At 39.1% G+C, this 21,917-nt stretch carries 17 protein-coding genes; 4 read left to right on the plus strand and 13 right to left on the minus strand.

Annotated elements, in window-relative coordinates:
• Position 1 precedes the first annotated feature (1 nt).
• From QFX38_07590 to QFX38_07620, 7 genes are read right to left on the minus strand one after another with little or no spacing between them, the layout of a single operon-like run.
• Complete coding sequence (locus QFX38_07590) at positions 2–1,555, minus strand: Mur ligase family protein (GenBank protein ID MDI9624729.1); 1,554 nt, start codon at positions 1,553–1,555, stop codon at positions 2–4.
• Positions 1,552–2,754, minus strand: a complete 1,203-nt coding sequence (locus tag QFX38_07595) for a Mur ligase family protein (protein ID MDI9624730.1) — start codon at positions 2,752–2,754, stop codon at positions 1,552–1,554. The genes QFX38_07590 and QFX38_07595 overlap by 4 nt, the downstream gene beginning before the upstream one ends.
• A 36-nt stretch (positions 2,755–2,790) precedes the next feature.
• Positions 2,791–5,304 (minus strand): SMC family ATPase, encoded by a 2,514-nt coding sequence (locus QFX38_07600; protein MDI9624731.1) that lies wholly within the window; start codon positions 5,302–5,304, stop codon positions 2,791–2,793.
• Positions 5,301–6,551 carry a DNA repair exonuclease gene (locus QFX38_07605; GenBank protein ID MDI9624732.1) on the minus strand — a complete coding sequence of 417 codons (1,251 nt, stop codon included), beginning with the start codon at positions 6,549–6,551 and terminating at the stop codon, positions 5,301–5,303. The genes QFX38_07600 and QFX38_07605 overlap by 4 nt, the downstream gene beginning before the upstream one ends.
• A gap of 12 nt (positions 6,552–6,563) precedes the next feature.
• The gene (locus tag QFX38_07610) at positions 6,564–8,129 is read right to left on the minus strand and encodes an ATP-binding protein (protein MDI9624733.1); all 1,566 of its coding nucleotides are present in this window, start codon (positions 8,127–8,129) and stop codon (positions 6,564–6,566) included.
• Positions 8,130–8,142: 13 nt separating this feature from the next.
• Entirely contained in the window at positions 8,143–9,219 is a 1,077-nt protein-coding gene (locus QFX38_07615; GenBank protein ID MDI9624734.1) for a DNA double-strand break repair nuclease NurA, read from the minus strand.
• Between the two features lie 33 nt (positions 9,220–9,252).
• Positions 9,253–9,573, minus strand: coding sequence for a heavy metal-binding domain-containing protein (locus QFX38_07620; protein MDI9624735.1), 321 nt, complete (start codon positions 9,571–9,573; stop codon positions 9,253–9,255).
• 364 nt (positions 9,574–9,937) lie between these two features.
• On the opposite strand from QFX38_07620, the gene QFX38_07625 reads away from it, so the two are divergent.
• Positions 9,938–11,323 carry an amino acid permease gene (locus QFX38_07625; protein ID MDI9624736.1) on the plus strand — a complete coding sequence of 462 codons (1,386 nt, stop codon included), beginning with the start codon at positions 9,938–9,940 and terminating at the stop codon, positions 11,321–11,323.
• A gap of 560 nt (positions 11,324–11,883) precedes the next feature.
• Here QFX38_07625 and polX read toward each other — a convergent pair.
• The 5 genes from polX to QFX38_07650 are packed head-to-tail and all read right to left on the minus strand — an operon-like array spanning position 11,884 to position 17,017.
• On the minus strand, positions 11,884–13,572 hold the full coding sequence (polX, locus tag QFX38_07630) for a DNA polymerase/3'-5' exonuclease PolX (protein ID MDI9624737.1): 1,689 nt from the start codon (positions 13,570–13,572) through the stop codon (positions 11,884–11,886).
• Between the two features lie 35 nt (positions 13,573–13,607).
• A complete protein-coding gene (locus tag QFX38_07635; GenBank protein ID MDI9624738.1) occupies positions 13,608–14,345 on the minus strand; it encodes a geranylgeranylglyceryl/heptaprenylglyceryl phosphate synthase in 738 nt (245 codons plus the stop codon).
• Between the two features lie 25 nt (positions 14,346–14,370).
• The gene (locus QFX38_07640; GenBank protein ID MDI9624739.1) at positions 14,371–14,517 is read right to left on the minus strand and encodes a 50S ribosomal protein L40e; all 147 of its coding nucleotides are present in this window, start codon (positions 14,515–14,517) and stop codon (positions 14,371–14,373) included.
• 5 nt (positions 14,518–14,522) lie between these two features.
• Positions 14,523–15,032, minus strand: a complete 510-nt coding sequence (locus QFX38_07645) for a DUF367 family protein (protein ID MDI9624740.1) — start codon at positions 15,030–15,032, stop codon at positions 14,523–14,525.
• A gap of 8 nt (positions 15,033–15,040) precedes the next feature.
• Positions 15,041–17,017, minus strand: coding sequence for a VWA domain-containing protein (locus tag QFX38_07650; protein ID MDI9624741.1), 1,977 nt, complete (start codon positions 17,015–17,017; stop codon positions 15,041–15,043).
• A gap of 179 nt (positions 17,018–17,196) precedes the next feature.
• On the opposite strand from QFX38_07650, the gene QFX38_07655 reads away from it, so the two are divergent.
• From QFX38_07655 to QFX38_07665, 3 genes are read left to right on the plus strand one after another with little or no spacing between them, the layout of a single operon-like run.
• Positions 17,197–17,331, plus strand: a complete 135-nt coding sequence (locus QFX38_07655; protein MDI9624742.1) for a hypothetical protein — start codon at positions 17,197–17,199, stop codon at positions 17,329–17,331.
• Positions 17,332–17,343: 12 nt separating this feature from the next.
• The gene (locus QFX38_07660; protein ID MDI9624743.1) at positions 17,344–17,499 is read left to right on the plus strand and encodes a hypothetical protein; all 156 of its coding nucleotides are present in this window, start codon (positions 17,344–17,346) and stop codon (positions 17,497–17,499) included.
• Positions 17,466–17,957 carry a hypothetical protein gene (locus QFX38_07665; protein ID MDI9624744.1) on the plus strand — a complete coding sequence of 164 codons (492 nt, stop codon included), beginning with the start codon at positions 17,466–17,468 and terminating at the stop codon, positions 17,955–17,957. The genes QFX38_07660 and QFX38_07665 overlap by 34 nt, the downstream gene beginning before the upstream one ends.
• A 37-nt stretch (positions 17,958–17,994) precedes the next feature.
• Here the strand turns inward: QFX38_07665 and QFX38_07670 are convergent, their stop codons facing one another.
• A complete protein-coding gene (locus QFX38_07670) occupies positions 17,995–21,405 on the minus strand; it encodes an SBBP repeat-containing protein (GenBank protein MDI9624745.1) in 3,411 nt (1,136 codons plus the stop codon).
• Between the last annotated feature and the right edge of the window lie 512 nt (positions 21,406–21,917).

The following is a 21,917-nucleotide window of genomic DNA, read 5'->3' on the forward strand; positions in this document are numbered from 1 at the left end:
TTTAGAGTTTCTCCTTGTAATTTTTTATAGCACGTTGGATGTCCTTTTTCACATTTTGGTAGGCGTTAACAACACCAGGGCCCATGTGGATTATTGTATCTCCTTTTTCAGAATTTTCTATGGCCTTTTTGATGGATTTGTATACGTTTTCTACTATTATGGTTTTTGTGGGGTTCGCTCCCTTGGCAACTTCTTCAGCTGCTTTCCAGTCTATTTTTTCTGTTGTTTCATTTTTAGCGCTTACAATGAGAATTTCAGCCGCTTTTGCGAGTGTTCTGCCTATCTTGAATTTGTCCCGCACTGTTAAAGTGTCGGGGTTGTCGAGGCTTATTATAAGCCTACCATCAAATTCCAAACCCTCAAATAATTTTTCCATGCTCTCAGGATTGTGAGCAGCGTCCATGTAAATTTTAACACCATTAACTTCGTCTATGACCTCGAAACGACCTCTTATGCCCTTGAATTCGCCCATGCGCTTCTTTAGGTAGTCTATGTCAAAGCCTAGTATTAGTCCTGTTGTAATGGCTGCTAGTGCATTTTCAACATTAAATATCCCTGGAACCTTTAAAGTTACTCTTTCCTTGTATGGTCCGAAGTATTCTCTTCTAAAATTTCCACATTCACATTTTATGCTTCCGCATCTTTCACAGATTATTGTGGGTATTCTCCCAATTGTGAGGGTAAATTCCGACCCTTTAAGACCGTTTAATTTGATTTTCTCGGCTTTAACATCAGCTGGTAAAGGTTTTGTCACATAACTTTTACCATGAAATTCCATCTTTCTCTTTCTGCCCACGCTATAGATGATATGGGGTGATTCTATCTCACTTGTGAGCCTGTTTATTATGGGATCGTCTCCGTTGAGTATGAGCAGGCCCTTTTGGTCGATAAGGTCTTTGATGAGAAAGTTACGCCTGATATAATCATCATAATCTTTAAATTCATCGAGGTGGTCTGGGGTGAGGGTAGTTATAATACCAGCGCATAATTCAAGGCCTTGTGTCATCCTTATGGTACCATGAGGCAATTCAAAAACTGCAAATTCGCCTTCACCTAGTTTATCTTCTATTAGTAGGTCGACTAGCCCTTCGATGACAAGGGAATCTTCTAATGATGAAAAGGAGATTGTAGGGTGCTGTCCTTCTATGATATGTTTTATCATGTTTGTGGTCGTGGTTTTACCATCTGTGCCTGCTACTCCAACCATCGGAATTTTAATAAAAGAGTTGAGCATTCTCCCAATCATAGGAGGTGTGATATACTCAATCTCTTTTTCTGTTTTTTTTATTAGTTCGTATATTATGGAATTTTTGGGGATGTTGGGTGAAATGAAGATTGAATCTGCCCATTCTATATCCTTGGGATGGTGTCCTCCAAAATGAAATCTTATACCATTTTTTTGCATCTTTTTTATCCTCTTTTTGGCCTTTGGGGGTAGTTTTTCGAATTCTTTAATTTCTGTGACTAACACTTCATTGCCAAGGTGGTGTAGTAGTTTTGCAGCGGGTCTGCCGGCGTTCCCTGCACCAACCACTAGTATTTTTTTATTTTTCATTGTCCCACCATTTTTTCTATCTTTTCTTGGATTTTTATGATCTTTTTTTGTCCGTTACCTCCTATGAGTATTCTATGGTATTTTCTGCTAAAATTTTTTAGTAATTTGATGATCTCATCGGTGCCTTTTGCGGTTAGCACTTTTGATGGTAGGTTTTTTGCATGTTCTATGCTGATATTTACTGTGTCTTCGAGGCCTGGGAATAATACTAGGATTTTTGGGGGTTTTTTACCTATTTCTTGGAGTGTTTCGAATCTCCAGTCTTCGTTTTTTCTTGGGGTTCCGAGGAATATAACATCAAAATCAGTTTCTTGTAGTATTGTTTTCATGGCTGAGGGATTGTCAATTTTCCCTATGATGATATTTGTATCATCAAATTTATAATTTTTTATACGCCCTTTTGGAGCTTCGAAGTCCCTTAGAGTGGATTTTATTATATCTTCTGGCACTCCTAGTAGCCTGGCCGCTTCTGCGGCGGCTCCTGCGTTTAATTTGTTGAATTTTCCAAATAATTTGAGTTTTCCATTGTATGCATTGTATAGTATTGATTTTGGGTTTTTTAATTGGAATGAGAGTGGGTCTTCTTTGTTGAGTAGCACTTTTTTTCCTTTTATGAATTTTTTGAGGCTTTTTTTGTAGTTTTTGATGGTTTTGTGGTGGTTCATGTGGTCTCGGCCTATGTTGGTTAGGATTATGAGGTTTGGGTTGAAGCATTGGTCTGCGAAATCTAGTGTCATGTCGCATATTTCTACGACTATTATATCGTATTTTTTTTCTGAGGCTTTTAGTATGAGTTCGGTGTAGCCTTGGAATCCTCCTCCAGCGTTCCCACCTACTAGGACTTTTTTACCCCACTTTTTTAGTATTTTTGTTATCATGAGGGCTGTTGTTGTTTTGCCATTTGTTCCTGTGACCCCTATGGTATATGGTTTTTTGTGGTCTTCTAGGATGTTGCAGAGTAGTTTGTCTTCTAATTTCTCTTTGAGTGGTGAGGAGTAGAGGCTTGGGCTTAACATTACAGCGTCACATGCTCTTATTTTTTTCAGGTCATGGAAGCCCAAGTCTACTTCAATATCTTCTAGGCCCTTCAAGTTTAGGTTGGTGTTGATGTCAGTGGCGTATACTTCGTATCCACGTCTTCTAAGTGATTTAACGGCTTTTCTGCCTTCGACGCCTAATCCTATCACTGCGACTTTCATAGTGGGACACCAGAATAAGGGTTATTATCAAGGTTATTATCCTGTTTGGATTGTTGAGATTCCACCATTTTTTTCTATTGTGAATGTGTGGTCTGCGAGGTTTTCTAGTTCTTCTTCGTGGGATACTATTATTATCTGTGAGCATTCAAGTTCGTCTAGTATTTCTCTGAGTTTTAGGAGTTGTTCTTTGCTGAATCCGTCTGTTGGTTCGTCTAGTATGAGTATGTCTGATTTTATTGTGGAGTATCTTTGTATGATGGTGTTTAGTGCTAGTCTGTATGCCAGTGCTACGCTTGTTTTTTCTCCTCCGCTGAGGTGTTCTATGTCTTGTTCGTAGCCTCCTTGTTCTATGATGGGTGTGAAGTTTTCGTCTATTCTTACGGTTTTTTCATTGTCTTCTACGAGTTTTTGGAACCAGCGTTGGAAGTGGCTGTTGAATTCTTGGTTTATTTGTAGCATTACATGGGTTTCGATATCGTGGAGTGTTGGTATGAAGTATTCTTTGAGCCATCTAACATATTCTTTTAGTTTTTTTATGGATCTTTTTATCTTTTCTTTTTCTTTTATCTGGTCTTCTAATTCTTTGATTTCTTTTTTTATCCTTTTGAGTGTTCCAATGGTTCTTTGGTGTTTATTTTCACATTCTCTTATCTTTTCCATGATTTTGTCTAGTTTATTCTGGGTTTGGTCTCTTTTTTCTTTTATTTTATCTTTTTTTTCTAGTATTTTGTCCAGTTTTTTGATTTTTTCCTTTGCGGCTTCTATTTGGCTTGTTTTTTCCTTTATGATTTTTTTGTTTTCTTGGTATTCCATGTTTTGTGTTGGTTTTAGTTTTCTGATCATTTCTTGATGTGATCTTATGGAGGCGTTTATGTTGGCTATTTTTTCTTTTAATTTGTCTCTTTCACCTTCTAATCCAGTTTCTTCTGTTTTAAGCCGTTCCATTTCACTTTGTATGCTGGATTTTGCTTTTATGCTCTCTTCTAGGTCTTTTATCATCGTTTTTATCTTTTTTGTTTTTTCTTGGATTTTTTCTATTGCCTTATTATTTTTTTGGCGGGTTTGTTCCTTGTCTTCTAATTTTTCTTTGAGAGTTTCTAGTTCCCTTTTGGCGTTTTCATATTCTATTATTTCTTCTTTGAGCTTCTTTTTTTCTTTTATTTTTGTCTCGTATTCTTTTTTTGTTTTTTCAAGTTCTTTTTTCTGGTCTTGTTTTTCTTTGAGTTTCTTTTTGATTTTGGATGGGTTGACTGGGGCTCCGCATGTTGGACATGTTTTTTCTTCTTTTATTGAGGAGTAGTCATTTATTTTAGCGTTAACTTCTCCTATTTTTTCCTCTGTTATCCCTATTTTTCTCCTGTATTTTTCTATGGTTTCTTCGACTTCTGTTAGGCTTTGATTGGATGGTTTTTTAATCTTTTCCAAGTTTTTGATTTTTCTGGTGATCTTGGATTGTTCTTTTTTGATTTTTTCGTTGTCTTTTCGGATTTCTTGGAGCCTTTCTAGATGCTCTTGCTCTTGGTCTTTCAAGTTTTTTAATTGGTTTTTGCTTAATGGTATGCTCTTATAGTCTTCTTGGATGTTCTCTATTCCCTTTTTTATAATTTTTAAGCGTTCTTCCACCCTTTTTAGTCTCTTTTCTTGTCTTGATTTTTCTTTTTCTTTTTTATCCTTTTCTAGAATGTGTCTTCTATATTCTTCCTCTATTTTTTCATTTTTTTTCTTGGCATCCTCTATTTGCTCCCATATAATATCAATTTTTTCTGTCAGTCTCTTTTTTCTGCCTTCGGCATCTTTAACCTTTTCATATGCTCTTTCAAGCTCCTTAAGATCATATTCTACAAGCTTTCTCTTCTCTTCTAATTTTTCCATTTCATCTTCTATTCTCCCGATTAAAAGCCTGTATTTGTGTATTTCACTTTTAATATCATCTTTTTTATCCTTTAATCTTTGGAGGTCGTGTATTCTCTCTTTGAGTTCATCAGCCCTCTTTTCAATCCTAACCGCCACTATATTAGCGTTAGTGGCGGCTATCTTATAATCTTCCAATCTTAAAGCCTTTCTAATTGTCTTAAGCCGGTCTTCAGGGTTCATATTTATTATATTTTTCATCTCTTCTTGTGGGGTGAAAACAGCATACCTGTAAATGTGGCTTTTTGCACGCGGATTCAAAGGCTCATTATACTCCAATATTTTAAGTATCATATCCTTCATCTCTGTCGGTCTCAAATTTATCCTGCCATTCTCTGTTTCGATATAACATTCACCCTGGCTTATACTACCATCAGTCCTTCTAAGGCTCCTATAGATAGTGTAGGTTTTACCATCCACTTGGAATGTTAGGGAAACATGACCCCTATTTGAGCCTATACGGAGTAGACCAGCCCCTCTTTGACCTCCAAGACCAAAAAGGGCGAATTCAACCGCCAAGAGTATTGTTGTCTTACCAGAACCGATATCACCCTTAAATAATGTGACACCACTAGAAAAGTTTATCCTTGCCTCCCTATAACTTCGAATATTCTTAAGTTCTAAGGATTTGATAATCATAAAAGATCACCCAATGACTTATCAAGTGACAATACACGTATAGCATCCTTAAACATCCCCTCTTCATAATCTATTCTGCGCTCATTAGGTTCCCTATCCCTCCTTAAAACTGCCAAGAGTTCCATGGCAACATCAACATCACACTCTCTGAGAATGTCTAAGTCTTCCCTGTTCTCCTTGAAAAGGCTCTTTTCAACCTGCGGAACATCCTCTACCCTAATCCTTATCTTTCGTCTTTCACTGCGCCTGAGACCATGACGGTTTATGTTAACATGTAAAGCCCCCATCCCTATGAGCAAATCCCTTATCCTCAAGGGGTCTATATCGGCTGTTTTACCTGATGAAAGCTCGCCCAAAATCTTCACCATAACAAGCTTATCTTCAACATCATAAACCTGGAGCTTAGAGATTATATCATCCATAGCCTCATGGGAGCTTTTACCCGTAACATCATATTCAAAATAGGCATATTCAACAAGGTCCAAGGGCAGAAAACTCGCACTCTGGATAGTATCATCAAATTCTATAATATAAAATCCCCGTTCTTTGCCCTTGGCATTTGCTTCAAGATCAGTTGCATATGATCCAAACAATGGCCCAGGGTATACTATCAGGCCATAATCTTCTTCATATTTTTCTATCCTCTCATGTAAGTGACCCCCAGCATAATAATCAAAACCCTGGGGGAAAAGGTTTAATGGTATAGACTCCATTTCTGAAAGATGTGCTGGTTTAAATTCTGTTATGGCACTATGAAAAAGGAATATCTTAAACCCTTCTTCGGCCTCTAATGGGCTCTTGTCCAAGTGTCTGAACTGTTCTATTTCCATGCTCATTCTACGGGCTGATATACCTGTAAGTTTCGCCCCGGTCCTTGGGTCGACGGTAAAATCAAGAGTATACCCTTTTTTTCCTTGGCGGATTCTGTCCACCTTTTTTAGCAGGCCTGCGCTTTCAAGCACGTCGATCATTGATGTTCTGGTTGGACTGTAATCATGACTCCCATAACATACATATACTGGTATTCCAGCCTCTTTGAGTCCTTTTAGTATTTTAGCGACTTCTTTGACAACTTCCATATTGGGTATGTTGGAATGGAACAAATCCCCTGATATTATGATAAAATCAACTTTTGAATCGATAGATTTTTTAATGGCCCTTCTGAAACTTTCAATTTCTATGTTTTTTAGTTCTGTGTATCTGTGGGCTCCGAGATGGCAGTCTGCTAAATGAGCGAACTTATACATGATCTGCACCTGTTATAAGTCTTCAGGGGATAAGAGTGGGGGTTTCTCTTTTGTTTTGTTTATTTTGCCCTTAATATGTTCTTCGAATAGTGGTATTTTGATGGGCACCGCAAATTTCGTGAATACACTAGTCACTATAGCCTCTCCCCTGTCAAGGCTTGCTATTGTCCTATTATCATCTGAAAGGTCCTGTGAGGCGCTTGCTATGATCTCGGATCTTTCTTGTGACATTTCATTTCCTAGGATTATTTTTGTGTTCATATTTGCAAGGATTGTCCTGGGGATTAAGGTTACGAGTTGTGTTATGGCAACGAGTCCAATGTTAAATTTCCGGCCTTCCCTTGCTATTGTACTGTAAATGTTATGGCCTTGTTTTTCTATGACTTCTTTGCCAAGGACTCTTGGAGCTTCTTCGATCACTATACCGATGATGGGTTTGTACTTTAATGTGCCCTTTGCTTTGTATTTTTGGTACTTGTTGAATATTGCCCCGACAATTATGCTACCTACTAATAGTTCTGCTTCTCCTGTTAGTCTTGAAGTGTCTATTATAACAATCTTACCATCTTCTAGGGATTTTATAATGTCTTTGATTGTTGATTCTCCACGATCTGTATTGAATACGTTCCCACGGGATTTTAGCTGACCGTTTTTCGTGTAGATTCCTAGTATATTGTCGAATTTTCTCTTTATAACGCCTAATGTTCTGGGGTTTACTCCTTCAATTTCTTCTTCTTGGATTATGCTTGGTATCCAGTTTTCTTTGTATATGTTATGGTAACGTTTTAGAGCGTCTCTTTGTGCATCTGTAAATTCAACTATACCATCGAAATGCTCTGGTTTTATGGATTTAAGGTTTATCCTTAGGGACTCTACCATCCCTTGGACGTTGGATGCGTCTGGGGAATAATATATGAGTTTTTCCTGGTTGGGATGATCTTTTAATCCTTGTTCGTTCCTGCCATAGTATTCATCATGGGGGTCGAGGACTAGCATGCCTATGTTTTCTATGTCCATGAGTTCCCAGAGCATCACTTTTACTAGGTTACTTTTTCCTCTACCTGTTGTCGCCGGTATGAGGATATGATGTGGTATTGCTTCTTTGGCATCAACATGTATACTTGTCTTAAGTTCTTTGGAGCCGCTTCTCACATTACCTAGGTAGAGTGGATTTTCTATCTTCTCTTCCATTAGAAATTTAAGATCATCATCCTCTATGCGTCTTACAGAATTGAAAAAATTGGGGAGTGTTTTGGGCAATTGCGGTTTATCATCTCGTATTTGGAGTATGGGTTTAGCCTCTGCAATTATATAATTTCTAAGCTTCTCGTCTAGGAATTCCATGTGGGAGCCGTGACCTTCAAGTTGGAGTCCTGAAGCAAGTTCTCTCATGATCTGTGGGATTTGTGAATGATAAACTAAATCTTTTACTTGCAGGATGTTATAATTGCCATCACTTTCTTCTGCGACTAATAAGTCTCCAAGTTCTATCTTTGAACCACTCTTTTCCCTTATAAAAATCTTGGAAGTCTCTCCTCCTATGATCTGGCCTACAACATCGATTTTTGACCCCCCCACAATTGTTGGATCTTTAATCTTTGATTATATTCGCTATCATGTTTAATCTTTCATGAGCATCAAGCGCCCTTATATGAGATTTCAACTCTTCTAGGAGATCATCTGATAACGCTGAAAGTATTCTTGTCCTGTACAGTTTCACTTCATCCATACGTACTCTTGCATTAAGATCAGCGTCTATGAGACCATATGGGTAACCAGGGAATGTGGGATCAACTGTGTTTTCGCTAATAGCAGATACTACTTCCACTTCATCATGGCCTGTTTTAAGAAGGTCCATGCGAAAAATATAATCTGTGAGCTTGTGTAATTTAACAGCCATTATAATAGAACCTGGATGTTCACTCTTCACCTTTTCTTCTGCTATTGGATAATAGCACCACCTATCATAATCGTTATATTCGGCAAATTTTTTAATGGATGCTATTAGAGAATTTCCTGTATTTGTTGATAATGTTGATGTTTTTGAAAGGCCTGCAAAGTTAACCCCCATTTTATAGGCGGTTTTCATTACTTTATTTAAGTATTCGTTTTCGCGTTCAAATGATGCTTGGAGTGAACCATCCTTCACGAGTATGTCACCATCATCGAGCTCCTTTTTTACTATATGCGTGCTGAGGCTCCATTCAGCGAATCTGCGGGCAACTGAAAACATTCTACTCCTCTGGTAGAAGTCTGGGGGGCCTGGAAGCGTAACCTTTAAATTCTTGGGGAGATACTTTCTATCTTCTTCTGATAGTGGGAATATTTTCACTTTACCTATCTGCTTATCTTCGGATTCATGGACATTGAGATAGGATAGGAACTCTATCTTCTCGGGCATCCCAGAGAATGGTCTTTGACGTTCTTTACCCTTGAAGAGGTTAAAGTATACTCTGTTTATTTGGAGTGAGAATGTCGGAGCTTCTAGTATGGTGTTGTTCCCCCCGTCGACGAAGGCCATTAAACGCGGTTCAACATCTTTGAGGGGTTTGAAATTGTCTTTGTTGAAATCATAAACCTTATAATCCCTTGATTGTATATATGGCTTGCCAAGTCCCCTGTTAACATCTTCTTCAAGGGCTTTAATTATCTTTTCAACAACCCCCAATACTATAACCCCCACCACGTAATACGTGGGGTTTTATTCTTTTTCTATTATAACGGCTGTACCATAAGCTAGAATCTCTTGCATGACATTGGATATGGAATCAGAGTCAAATCGTGCGCTTATAATAGCGTTAGCTCCAAGTTCCCTTGCATGCTCTATCATACGATTAATAGCTTCTTGGCGTGCATGTTCCATCATAGTAACATATTCTTTGATTTCCCCGCCGACTAAGGATCTTAGACCGGCCCCTACTTGGCCTCCAAGGTCTCTGCTCCTGACTGTAAGACCGTAAACGAAGCCTATGGTTTCAACGGCACGATACCCTGGGACATAATTTGAACTTACAACAATAATATCCTCATATTTACTAGGTGCTGGTGGTTTTTCTTCTTCTAAGCGTCTTTCTTCAAGTTTGGTGCCGCATTCTTCGCAAAAATTGGCTTCAGGCCCATATTCTCTATTACAATTTGGACAATACTTTATGGGCGTCTCTACTCCTTCTTCTGGGAGGTTTGAGGGTTTAACCATTCCTTTTTTTCTTTTTTCTTCTAATCTTCTTTTCATCTCTTCGGTTGATACCATAGTGTTCACCAAATTTATTTTTCTAATTTTCAATGTATATATGGGTAACCGCTGGGGTTTTTATTATTGTAATCGATGGCGCACCGTGATGGGTGTACAATTTCTTAAATATTAGCTTTGCTAGAAATGTTATTCTATGAAGCTTCGAAGGGCTCTTACATTATTTGATGTGGTGAACCTTGTAATCGGGACTATTATCGGTGCTGATATTTATATTGTGGCTGCTGTTGGTGCAGGGGTCCTTGGACCCGCATCTATACTATCATGGTTTATAGCCGGGGTTATGGCGATTATAATTGCACTTGTATTTGCCGAATCTTCATCAGTATTAGCTCGTGTAGGCGGACCCTATGCGTATGCTCGGCATGTATTTGGGGATTTTATAGGGTTTCTTGTGGGCTGGTCTCTTTGGGTGTCATCATGGGTGGCTATAGCGGTTTTTCCTGTTGCATTTGTTTCATATTTGCTCCATTTTCTGTCATTGGATCCTATTCTACAAGCTGTTGTTAAGGTCGTTTTCATAATTTCTTTAACTTTGGTAAATTATAGGGGCGTGGAAATGGCTGGTAAGGTTAATGATGCTTTGACTGTTTTGAAGCTGGCTCCACTTTTTATTTTTGCCCTTGCTGGTTTGGTTTATTTTTTAATGGAACCTGATGTTCTCCTGGCTAATTATACGCCCTTCGCACCCTATGGTCTTGGAGGAATGGGTAGTGTTGTTGTATTAGTGTTCTGGGCTTATGTTGGGTTTGAACTTGTAACAGTACCATCTGATGAGGTTATAGACCCTAAAAGGACAATACCGAGGGCTATAATCATTGGGATGGTATTTATAATGTTCTTTTATCTTTTAACGAATTTTGTCATATTAGGTGTTGTCCCTTGGGGTCTTCTTGCAGGTAGCAAGGCACCCCTGGCACTTGCAGGTTACATGCTACTAGGACCCGGTGGGGCTCTTCTCATGGCATTGGGGGCTCTATTTTCAATATCTGGTTCTGAGGAGGCAGGTATACTTTCTACTGCGAGGATATTATATGCTATGGCTTCTGATGGTCTTCTTCCAAAGGTCTTCGCTTCGGTACATCCAAGGTACAGAACACCCCATGTTAGTTTGGTTTTCCAGAACTTAACAGCGATGGTAGCGGCGATTTTAGGAACGGCCACGCAACTTATTAATATTTCTGTGTTCACTTTACTCTTCTGTTACATTTTAACTTGTATTTCATTACCTTTACTCAAGAAGGGGAGGATACCTATTAAGGCTATCCTAGGATTTTTTGTATGTGTTTATCTTATGGTGAACTGTTCAGTTGACTCTATACTTTGGGGTCTGCTTTTAACTTTTATTGGAATCCCATTATATTTGAGGTATGCAACTCATCAACCTGATATTTATGTTAGGAGAATAGCAGGGCAACTACAAGAGAGCATACTGGTAAGGAGAGAGAGGAGATTCCTTGCAAGATTTTTGAGATTAATGTTCATTCTTATAAAAAAATTGAAAAAGGTAATGGCTTTCTGATCACTGGAATCTTCATCTTTTTAAATCTTTTTTTTTGTGACAAAAAAGGGCATAGTATAAGTGAATATAGGAGAGGATGGGATTGGTTAGCATTGAAAAAGTTAAACATTCTTTTAGCATTCCTTATGATATTTATCGGGATGGGTGTTGGATCGGCAGCTTCATACTGTGAATGGTCCCATGCCAACAGAAAAGAGCACCTTTTATACGATGCCAATAACTCTTAATAAGACCATGTAAATAAAGTACATGATAAAGGATAATAAACCAGTATAGGATAATCAGCCATGAAATAACCAAGAATAAAAAAAATCGGACAGTATTCCCTTGGTAAAGCAGCTTTGTTGATTTTCCCTGAATCTATATACAGTTAATGGCAGACAACCAACAAATAAAAATACAATTTATACTTCCCCGATAATCTTGGACAAGAACATGATCATAAAATACTTGATAGTTAGTAGCAACACAATATACACTGGGATAGTCAAGCACACACCCTGTAAATTCGCCAATGGGTGGCAATTCAAGGTAAAGAGGTTCAAAGGGGACAAATCTTATTATTTTTTTAAGAATTTTCTAATTTCCTTCAGATTCATGGTATTTATTATATCATGGGTTGTTGCCCATCCTCTCCTGGCTGTTTTAACACCCCATTTCATGTTGTGGAGGTCTGGGAGGCGGTGAGCGTCACTATTTATTGCTAGTTTGCACCCGTATTCTATGGCCTTTTTTATGTAGATGTCTTTGAGGTCTAAACGGATTGGGTTAGCATTCACTTCGAGGATTTTTCCATTTTCAGCCGCTTCTTCGAATATCCTGTCGAGGTTGAGGGGGTATTCGTCTCTTCTGAATAATTTTCTGCCGGTGGGGTGTCCTATTATGTGGACGTGTTTGTTTTCTATTGCTGATAGTATACGTTCTGTCATGTCTTCCCTTCCGGGTGAGTGTATACTTGCTATCACAATATCTAATTTTGATAATATGTCATCTGGGATGTCTAGTTGGCCGTCTAATCTTATGTTAGCTTCTATACCTTTGAAAATGTGTATTTTGAGGTTTAAGTTTTCTATTTCCTTTATCTGTCCTTGGAGTTTTTCCTCGTCAAGGCCTCCGGCGATTTTTAGGGAGCTGCTGTGATCTGCGATGGCTATATATTCGTATCCTAGGTTTTCAGCTGCCTTGGCCATGGTCTTTATGGTTTCTGTGCCGTCGCTCCATATTGTGTGGATGTGGAGGTCTCCTTTGATTTGGTCTTCTTTTATTAGATTTGGGAGTTTTCCTTGGGTTGCTGCTTCTATTTCTCCATTGTTTTCTCGGAGTTCTGGTGGGATGTATTCTAGTTCGAGGGCTTTGAAGATTTCTTTTTCGGTCTTTGATGCTATCCTTTTTTTGTCTTTGTATAATCCGTATTCGTTTAGTTTCATGGATTTTGAGCGTGCTAGTCTCCTTAATTCGATGTTAAACTCCATGGATCCTGTGAAGTATAATAGGGCTGCTCCGAGTTCTTCTTTTTTGAAAATGCGCAGTTCGCATTCTAGCCCGTCTTCTAGGCGTATTATGGCCTTTTTAGGACCTTTCGCTATTATATTATCAACTAATTCGAGGGATGTGAAATATTCTATTACTTCTTTTGGGTTTTTGGTTGTTGCGAGGATGTCTATGTCTCCTATTGTCTCTTTACTTCTTCTTATGGATCCTGCTATTTTTACTTTTTCTGTTTTTGGGTGCTCCTCGATGAGGGATTTTATATATTCTGCTATGGGCGCTGCATAGGCTAGGGGCTTTCTTCCTAGGGTTGATCTGACGAATTTTATACTTTGTAGTATCCTTTTTTCTTTTTTTTCTCCGATTCCTTTTATTTTTCGGAGGTTGCCCTTTTTGGCATGGTATTCTAGGTCTTGGAGGTTTTTGATTTTGAGTTTTTCATAGAGTATTTTTATTGTCCTGGGGCCTATTCCTTCTACTGCGAGTAGGCTGTCAATGTCTATGGGGTATTCTTTTTCTAGCTTTTCTAGGTAGGATAGTCTGCCTGTTTTTAATATTTCTTCTATTTTTTCGGCTATGTTTTTACCTATCCCTGGCAGTTCTGTTAGTTTTCTTTTTTTGGCGTATTCTTCTATGTCTATTGGTAGGAGTTGGATGGTGTGGGCTGCTCTTCTGTAGGCTTTGACTCTGAATGTTTCTTCTTTCAGTTCGAGGAAGTCCGCCACCCTGTTTAGGGTTTTGGCGATTAGTGCATTTTTCATTATCTCCACGCACAAAAAAAGAGGGTAATGGGAGTTTAGGGTTTTCTTATGGATTTTACTATCTCTGATATTTTTTCTTTGATGTTTGTAGCATTTTCTACTATTGTCCCTGTTACTATTATGTCTGCGCCGGCTTTCGCCGCTCTTCTAGCGTCTTCTCCGGTTCTTATCCCGCCGCCTACTATGAGTGTCAAGTTTGTGGATTTTTTCACCTTTTTTATCATTTCTGCTGGTACTGGTTTGTTTGCTCCGGATCCTGCTTCTAAGTAGAATAGTCTCATTCCTAGTAGTTCTGCTGCCATTGCGTAGGCTGCTGCTATGTCTGGTTTGTCCCTTGGGATTAGTTTGGCGTCCCCAACCCATCCTACTGTGCCTCCTGGTTCTATTACAAGGTAGCCCATGGGTAGTGGTTCTATTTTCATCTTTTTTATGGTGGGGGCTGCTAGTGCTTGGGCTCCTATTATCCAATATGGGTTTGCGGAGTTTAAAAGTGTCATGAAGAAAATGGCGTCAGCGTGGCTTGTTATGCCTGAAATGTTACCAGGAAATAATATTATGGGGACTTCTAGGTTTTCTTTGAGAGTTTTTGCTGTCGTTTCTAGTTCTATGCTGTTGGTTGTTGACCCGCCGAGCATTATCCCATCTGATCCTCCTTGGATCGCCGCAGTTGCTATTTTGAGTGCTTCTTGTGATGTTTGCTTTTCTGGGTCGATGAGGGTGAGGTGTATTTTCCTCTCTTTGAGGATGCTATTGAAGTAATTTTCAACTTTCATATTGGACACGATAAGAGTGGGGTATTTAGCCTCTTGGGTCTTTCGCTTTGAACCTTAGACCTTTATAGCCGCATTTTCTGCACCTTGTAGCATTTGGCGGGTTTCTTGCGTTACATTTGAAGCATATTTTGACATTGAATAGTCTCTCCTCTGCTACTTCGAATTTTGCCATGAATATCATCTCCTTATGAATTCTTCTTGGATTTTAACAACTTCTCGGCTGTTTTTAGCCTTTGAGTATGCCTCTAGTAATTCTTTGTTGAGGTCTAAGAAGTGGAGACCCCATTTGAATGATGACATTATATTGACTGCTATATCTTTTAATCCGATTATATAAAAGGTTGCCCCTAGGGCTTCTGCAGTTGACAATATAGAGGGTTTGCCATAGTTTGTTGGATTGGCGGCTACTAAGTATGGTAGCGCCCTATGATACCTTTTAACTGCGAAAATTGGTGAAGACTTCTTAACCTCTTTCCATGAACAGTCCAGGGCTGTAACACCCCATTTGAGGATCCTGTCCTTGTCTGCTGGGGATAATGCCTTCTCCGCGAATGGGTTGAGTACTATGCTACCCCTTGGTATCCTTCGGGGGCTTGTTACTATCTTGATTTTTCCCATCCTGGCCAATTTTAGGCTTGTACATTTTTTCCTGTCACATTCCTCTGCATGGTATACGATGATCCTCATAATTTTTTTTAGAATTGGTTTCTTTCGTAGTCCATTATCTTTGGTATTGCGAGTGATGGGTCTTCTAATTTGTCTAGGTCGTAGTATCTTCCACCTGATAGCATTGCAAGTTCCATGTTTATGTTGCGGCCTTGTTGGAATTTTCTCTCAAAGTTTATAACTACTGTGTGTATTTCATTTTTGTTAAGTTCTCTTCCAAGTTCCATGACGTCCTGGATTGGCCTGCCCTCGATACCGACGTTTGGCATGCCATCGCTTAATATTAGCATCACTGGCACGTATTCTTCTTTTTTCTTTTCTTCTTTAAGTATTTCGAGTCCTTTTTTTATTCCGTGGGCCATTGGTGTTGTGCCACCTACTCTGATATTGTCTACTTTTTGTTGGAATGACTGGGCTCTCTTGGTTGTGGGTATTATTATTTCTGCTTTTCTTCCTTTGAATCCTATTACGCTTAGTTTGTCTTTGTGGCGTTGTGCGTCTTGTATTATCTTGTTTAGTATGTTTTTTATCTTAGCTGCTTTCTGGTCTGTGAACATTGACCCGCTTATATCTACTACCAGTGCTATGCTGGCCCTTGCACCATGTTTTCTGATCTTTTCTCGGAGATCTTCAGGTTCTACTTTTATATGGTCTTCTGATTTGAGGGCTGCGGCTCTTAGGGTTGCGTCTATTGCTATGTCCTTTGATTTTCCCTTTAACATCTTGCTTTTCACGTATTTTCCTTTTTCTGTCTTTGATTCTACTCTGCTTCCGTAGAGTCTCCTGTTCTTTTTGCCTTTAAACTTTAGGATGTTTTTGATGTCTATGTCAACTTCTTCTTCTTCTTGTATTGTCCTCTCACTTGGGTTGGGTGTCATTTTCAAGTCTGCTGAGCCTAGGCTGGGTTGTTTGCTTTCACCACCATATCCCTTTTCATCCGGCGGGGGGTTCTCACCCCCCGTGGCCTCGCCCTCAACCGCTTCACTAGATTCTTGTTCCATTTCTGTTTTTGCTTTTTGTATTTGCCTTTTCACGTCCTGGCGGGCGTATGATCTTTCGGGTATTCTTTCTCCTAGGACTAGTTCAACAGCCTCTTCCAGGTCTTCTGGCAAGACCCTTGTTCTGCCATTGTATGCTGCTATGGTCTTTGAAGCTTTAAGGATAGCTATATCTGCTCTGTGACCGTCCACGCCCACGTTAACGCATATTCTTGCTATGAGTTCTAAAAGTCTTTCATCTATTTTAACTTGAGGTAGTAGTTTCCTTGCGTTGAGTATCCTCTCTAATAGTTTTTCTTGTTTTTCTTGGAATTTTCTTCTGAAGGCCTCTGGGTCTTCCTCGAATTCTTCTCTGCGTGCCATGATCTTCACTCTTTCTTTGATGTCTTGGATGGTCTCTACATTAATGTGTAGGCCTATACGGTCTGCTAGTTGTGGTCTTAGTTCTCCTTCTGCTGGGTTCATTGTACCTACTAGTATGAATCTGGATGGGTGTGATATTGAGATGCCTTCTCTTTCAACATAGTTGATCCCATAGGCTGCCGCGTCTAGTAGCACGTCTACGAGGTGATCGTCTAAGAGGTTTATTTCATCAACGTAGAGTATGTTACGGTTGGCTTCTGCTAGTATACCTGGTTCTAGGGCTTTTATACCCTCCTTGAGAGCTTTTTTTATGTCTAATGACCCAACTACCCTGTCTTCGGTTGAACCTAATGGTAGTTCAACGACTCTCATCTTTTTCTCTTCAACTTCAATATTATCCTTTGACTTGCAGAGTTGACAGAGTGACTCCTTGTCATCTGGGTTGCAGTTGAATGGGCATCCTTTGACAGTCTTTATTGATGGTAGTAGGTCTGCCAGTGCCCTGACTGCTGTTGTCTTACCTGTACCTTTATCGCCCCTTATCAGAACCCCACCAATGGATGGGTTTATTGCATTTAATATTAGGGCCTTTTTCACTTTTTCTTGTCCTACTATTGCCGTGAATGGGAAAATCAAATTCTTCACTATACTCACCACAAGGAAAAAATATCCTAATAACTATACTATTATTATCCCTTTTATAAAATAAGTCATTTCCCCTAGGATCATACTCTAAGCCCATTTTTTAAGAATAAAAATTATTAATAATAAACATCAAAAATATAAGGTTGAGGTGAGTTAAATTGTGTACTGTAGGGGGGCCAATGGCTGATATAAAAATGAGGAAACTCAAAACCAAACGCTGTAAGTGTCTTGATTGTGGTAATGAGTTCAAGGGTGTCGGTAAAAGGATCATATGCCCATCATGCCAATCAGATAACATAGAATGCTCCGAGTAGGGGGGTGATCTTGTGTGTAGCGTAGGAGGGCCCATGGTAGACATAGACCTTAAAAAGGTCACAAGTCGGAAATGTAAGTGTCTTGATTGTGGTAATGAGTTCAAGGGTGTCGGTAAAAAGGTCAGATGTCCATCATGTCAGTCAGAGAACGTAGAATGTTCAGAATAAAAAAAGACGAGATATTATTCATCAGCGGATACAATGGTCTCGTTGGCGTGGTGAAATCGGCAGAACCCCGTAACATATTCATGGGCACCCCACAGGATGAGATAGTACTATCATTGGATAAGGATGACCTTATAGCCGTCTCAGCATTTGAAACAGGCCCCAGGATAGAGAAGGCTATAAAATGTATGATACACCTCCTAAGAGAAATAGGAGCCCCCTTGATAGTCTTGGAAGAAGGTCATCCAACCTCCAAGCGCCTTAAAATGGTTGTATCAGCTGGCGAAACCATAAAACTAGACTGCAACATAACCCCCGGAACGCACCCAGAACAGGATCTGCTCTGCTCAGCCCCAGAATTATCAGGTACAATTATAAAAGCCGCGAAGGATGGTATAATAATCCAAGGAGAAGTTGAGAATACAAGAATAGAAAAAATAGAAAACTTCAAATCCCCTTAAACCATAATAAAACTCAAAAAAAAGAAAATATTGGAGATTATATTTTCACGTAACTTGGCAGTTTTCTGTTGATTTTGTAAAAGTTTATTATTCGGGCGTAGGCATAGATAATGTTGTGATAGTTTACTTTCCCAATTGTTGTACTGATATAATTTGGTGAACGCTTGTAGGTTTCCATGTATTTTTTGATGTTCTGGGCCGCTTGTAGGTATCCAGTTTTTGTAAGTTTACCCCTCGCAGTGGTCTTTAATGGACTGGTTGGTGGTTTATAATCTTTTGTTATTACACTAGTTTTCTTGTTGTTGTTTAAGTTTATTGTCGTGAGTACCGCCGCATACAAGTAATCATCTAAGGTAATATTTTTATTGTTTACCGTAACCTTGGAGGGTAGTTTGCCTGTTTTAGCTATATAATCTGCTATTATTTTTGAAGCTTCAAGGATTTCATTATATGTTATTAAATCATTGACGAGAACAGTTACCGGGTTTAAATTGTTTACTGTCACGTCATAAGTTCCCTTAGACAGCAGCCTATTAAATGTTACTGTTCTTGTTTCTCCAGGTTGAACCATTAAGCTTTTCTCTTCGATTACTTGACCGTTTATTTTAAGTCTTGCTGCGCATTCTCCTGGCAAGTCGCCGGTATTGATGATATTAGCAGTTACTGTTATGTTTAATGGTGCCATGCCGCTTGTTGGTGTCACTCTAAGATTTGAAGTTTCAAACGTCGCTGGTTTAAATACATTAACATTTAAAGGCGTTGAATTTCCTATACAGATGGTATAGTTGCCCCTTTGTGTTATAGTATAATTTAGTGTTACTATTGTATTAGAATTTCCTGCTATGTTAATGATCCTTTTGGCCACTGGAACTCCTTGGACATATAATTTTGCGGTGTAATCACCGCCACCTTCCTCTATGTTCATGATTAAGGCACTTGCATTTACATTTAATGGAGCAACTCCACTTTTTGGAGTGACAGTGAAATTGGTCAATATGAACACTGGAGGTTTTAGAACTTTAACATTTACTGGTGGTAGGTATGATATACCCACAAGATGATTACCTATCTCGTTGAGCGTATGTTCAAAGATTATTGTGCTCGTACTTCCAGCTGCAACATTTATTGTCTTTGTTGAGACCGCCACACCATCAACATAAAATGTTGCGGTATAATCTCCTGCTATGTCCCCTTTATTAGTTATTTTAGCTGTTGCTGTTACATTGAGGGGTGCTGTTCCACTGGTTGGTGTTACTGTGAGATTTGATAGTGTGAATTCTGCAGGTTTCCCAACATTGACTATTACCATTGGAAGGTCATTTATTCTCACATTATGTGAACCTGCTGTTAGCATGGCTTCCATTTTAACTTCCCAGGTTCCTCTAGGGTTTATATTATTGGATTTTTCTTGTACTAGTAGACCGTCAATATAGAGTCTCGCTACGTATGATCTTATCTTATCATAGGGGTTTGTGACGTTCATTAATGCTTGTATGGTTAATGGGGCCGCGCCACTTTGGGGTTGTATACTGTAGTCTGCTATAAGTAGTGGTGGCTCATAGACTTCAATTGTTACTGGTGGTTCTTCATTCACCCGCAGAATATAAGTTCCGGGTTCTTCTAATGTTTTATCCATGGATAGTGTGACTCTCCCGCCTCCTGGTATGTTTACTGTGCGTGTCTCCCATGCTATATTCTCCTTGTAAAGTGTTATGGTGTAATCGCCCGCCAAGTTACCTGTGTTTGTGAGTGTAACATTAACATTTACTTTTAGGGGTGCTGTACCATTCTCTGGTTTTATTGTCACATTGGAAATCCTTATATTTGGGTTTTCAAGCACATTAACTATGCATGGTGTCATACTATTCACTGTAACATTGTAGATTCCCGGATTTGTGATTAAGGCTTTTATTTCTATTCTAATGGTTGTCATGGGATCCACTGTGACTTTTTTGTTGTCGAATATAATGCCATTAACGTATAGTATGGCTGTGTAATCCCTTTTTTGCGTGTCAGTGTTTGTCAGGTTGAAAGCTGCTGTGATTTCAAGTGGTGCTATACCAGAATCAAGGGTTACTGTGAAATTGCTTAAAACAAACTTGTCAGGTTCTGTAACTGTGACATTTACTGGTGGGAGATCATCAATGCCGATTTGATATTCTCCCTTGAGTAATTGGATGTTAAAAGACACATCCCTCGAAGTGTAGGGATCTACTGTTACCTCCTTTTCATCCTTTTTTTCACCATTAACGTATAATCTTGCAGTATAATTGTCCGCAACTCCACCATAATTTGTTATCTTCGCGGATACTATTACATTTAATGGTTCAACACCTTGGACTGGGCTTACCTTTAAGTCGCTGATTTCTAGCCTTGCAGGTTCCACGACTTTTACCTTGACTGGGGGAAGATCTCCTATGGTAACATTATACTCTTTGGCCTTTTTAAGAGTGTAATTTAAACTTATCGTCCTTGATTCCCCACTGGGAACATATACTAGGGTACTGTTAACCGGTTGACCATTTATATAAAGGGTTGCGGTGTATTCGCCGCTTGTCTCCCCAATATTTTGGATTGTGGCATTGGCTTGTATTGTTAATGGTGTTGTACCATTGGTCGGTGTTACTGTAAGGTTGCTTAGTATGAAATTTCTAAATATGGTTAGGAATGCATCGTTTAACCCTGAAATACTATTGTTGTACGCGTTCCATGTTACTGGGAAATTCTGTGAGCTTGTAATCCCTGTGACGTATATGTTGCCCAGATAGTCAACTTCTATACCTTGGCCCTCATCGATTCCCGTGCCACCAAGGTAGGTTGCATATTTTATACCATTGGTTGGATGGAGTTTTATTATGAAAGCGTCTTGTCCTCCTATTGTTTTCTGGTATGCGTCAGCTGTTACTGGGAAATCGGCTGAATTAGTTGTCCCTGTAACATATATGTTACCTTGGCTGTCTAGTGCGACCCCAGTAGCTTCATCATAGTTTGATCCACCGAACATTTTCCAGTCTATTCGGTTTCCTTCGTGATTGAATTTTTGTATGAAAGCGTCACTCTCTGTGGATCTTGTTTCACCGACTATGTATGCGTTTCCAATGTTATCAGCGACCACTCCAAGGGCGTAGTCATCACCTGGATTCCATATCATCGTATAGTAGATTAGATTCCCATTTTGGTCGAACTTTGCCAAGTAAACATCCAGTGATCCTGTGTTTAAATTTAGGGTTGATCCTGTGATGTATGCACATTCGAACTCGTCAACGTAAATGTCCCATGCATAATCTAGGTTTCCGCCACCAATATAGGTTGAATGATCTAATTTTGGGTCTATTATAAGTTCTTTGTTTTTATTGTAATCACCAACTTTGAAGCTGTATGTGTCACCTTCAATTGTGTATTCTACTGGGATATTTTCATCATCTTGGAATGCTATTGGTTTTGTCATTTCCACGCTTTGGGACCCTTTGTGATTATGAGTTGGCCATTTTCTCCTATGGCAAGTTGCGCTCCCTCAATTTTTACCCTGATATTGTTTGGGTCCCCGTTTATGATGAATATCTTCTCTATGTTATTGGCATGGGTTTTTAGATTTACTCTTATACCTGGCCATATTTCTCCTAGGCTGATGGTTTTCCATGTTTTAATGTTTGTCCAGTTATTATCCTTTTCATAGATGTTAACTTTTGTGGAGGCTGGTTCGAAGCCTGTGGCATTTAATTTTATGGGGTTTCCATTGGAATCTACGAATGTTTCAGTGATGGTAATTTTAGGGTTTATTTCGTGTTTTATACCACTTTCTGAGACATAGGCTGTGCCATAAAAGGTTTTGGCATAGTATGTGCTGTCATTTAATTGGCCATGGTTTTTCGATGAATGGAATGTCTAAAAAGCCTTTCATTGTAGTATTGGATTCAGCAGCACTAGCAGAGCTTATTGCCAGGAATAAAAAAAGTGTTA

Source organism: Methanothermobacter sp. (genome assembly GCA_030055615.1).
Classification (GTDB): Archaea; Methanobacteriota; Methanobacteria; order Methanobacteriales; family DSM-23052; genus Methanothermobacter_A.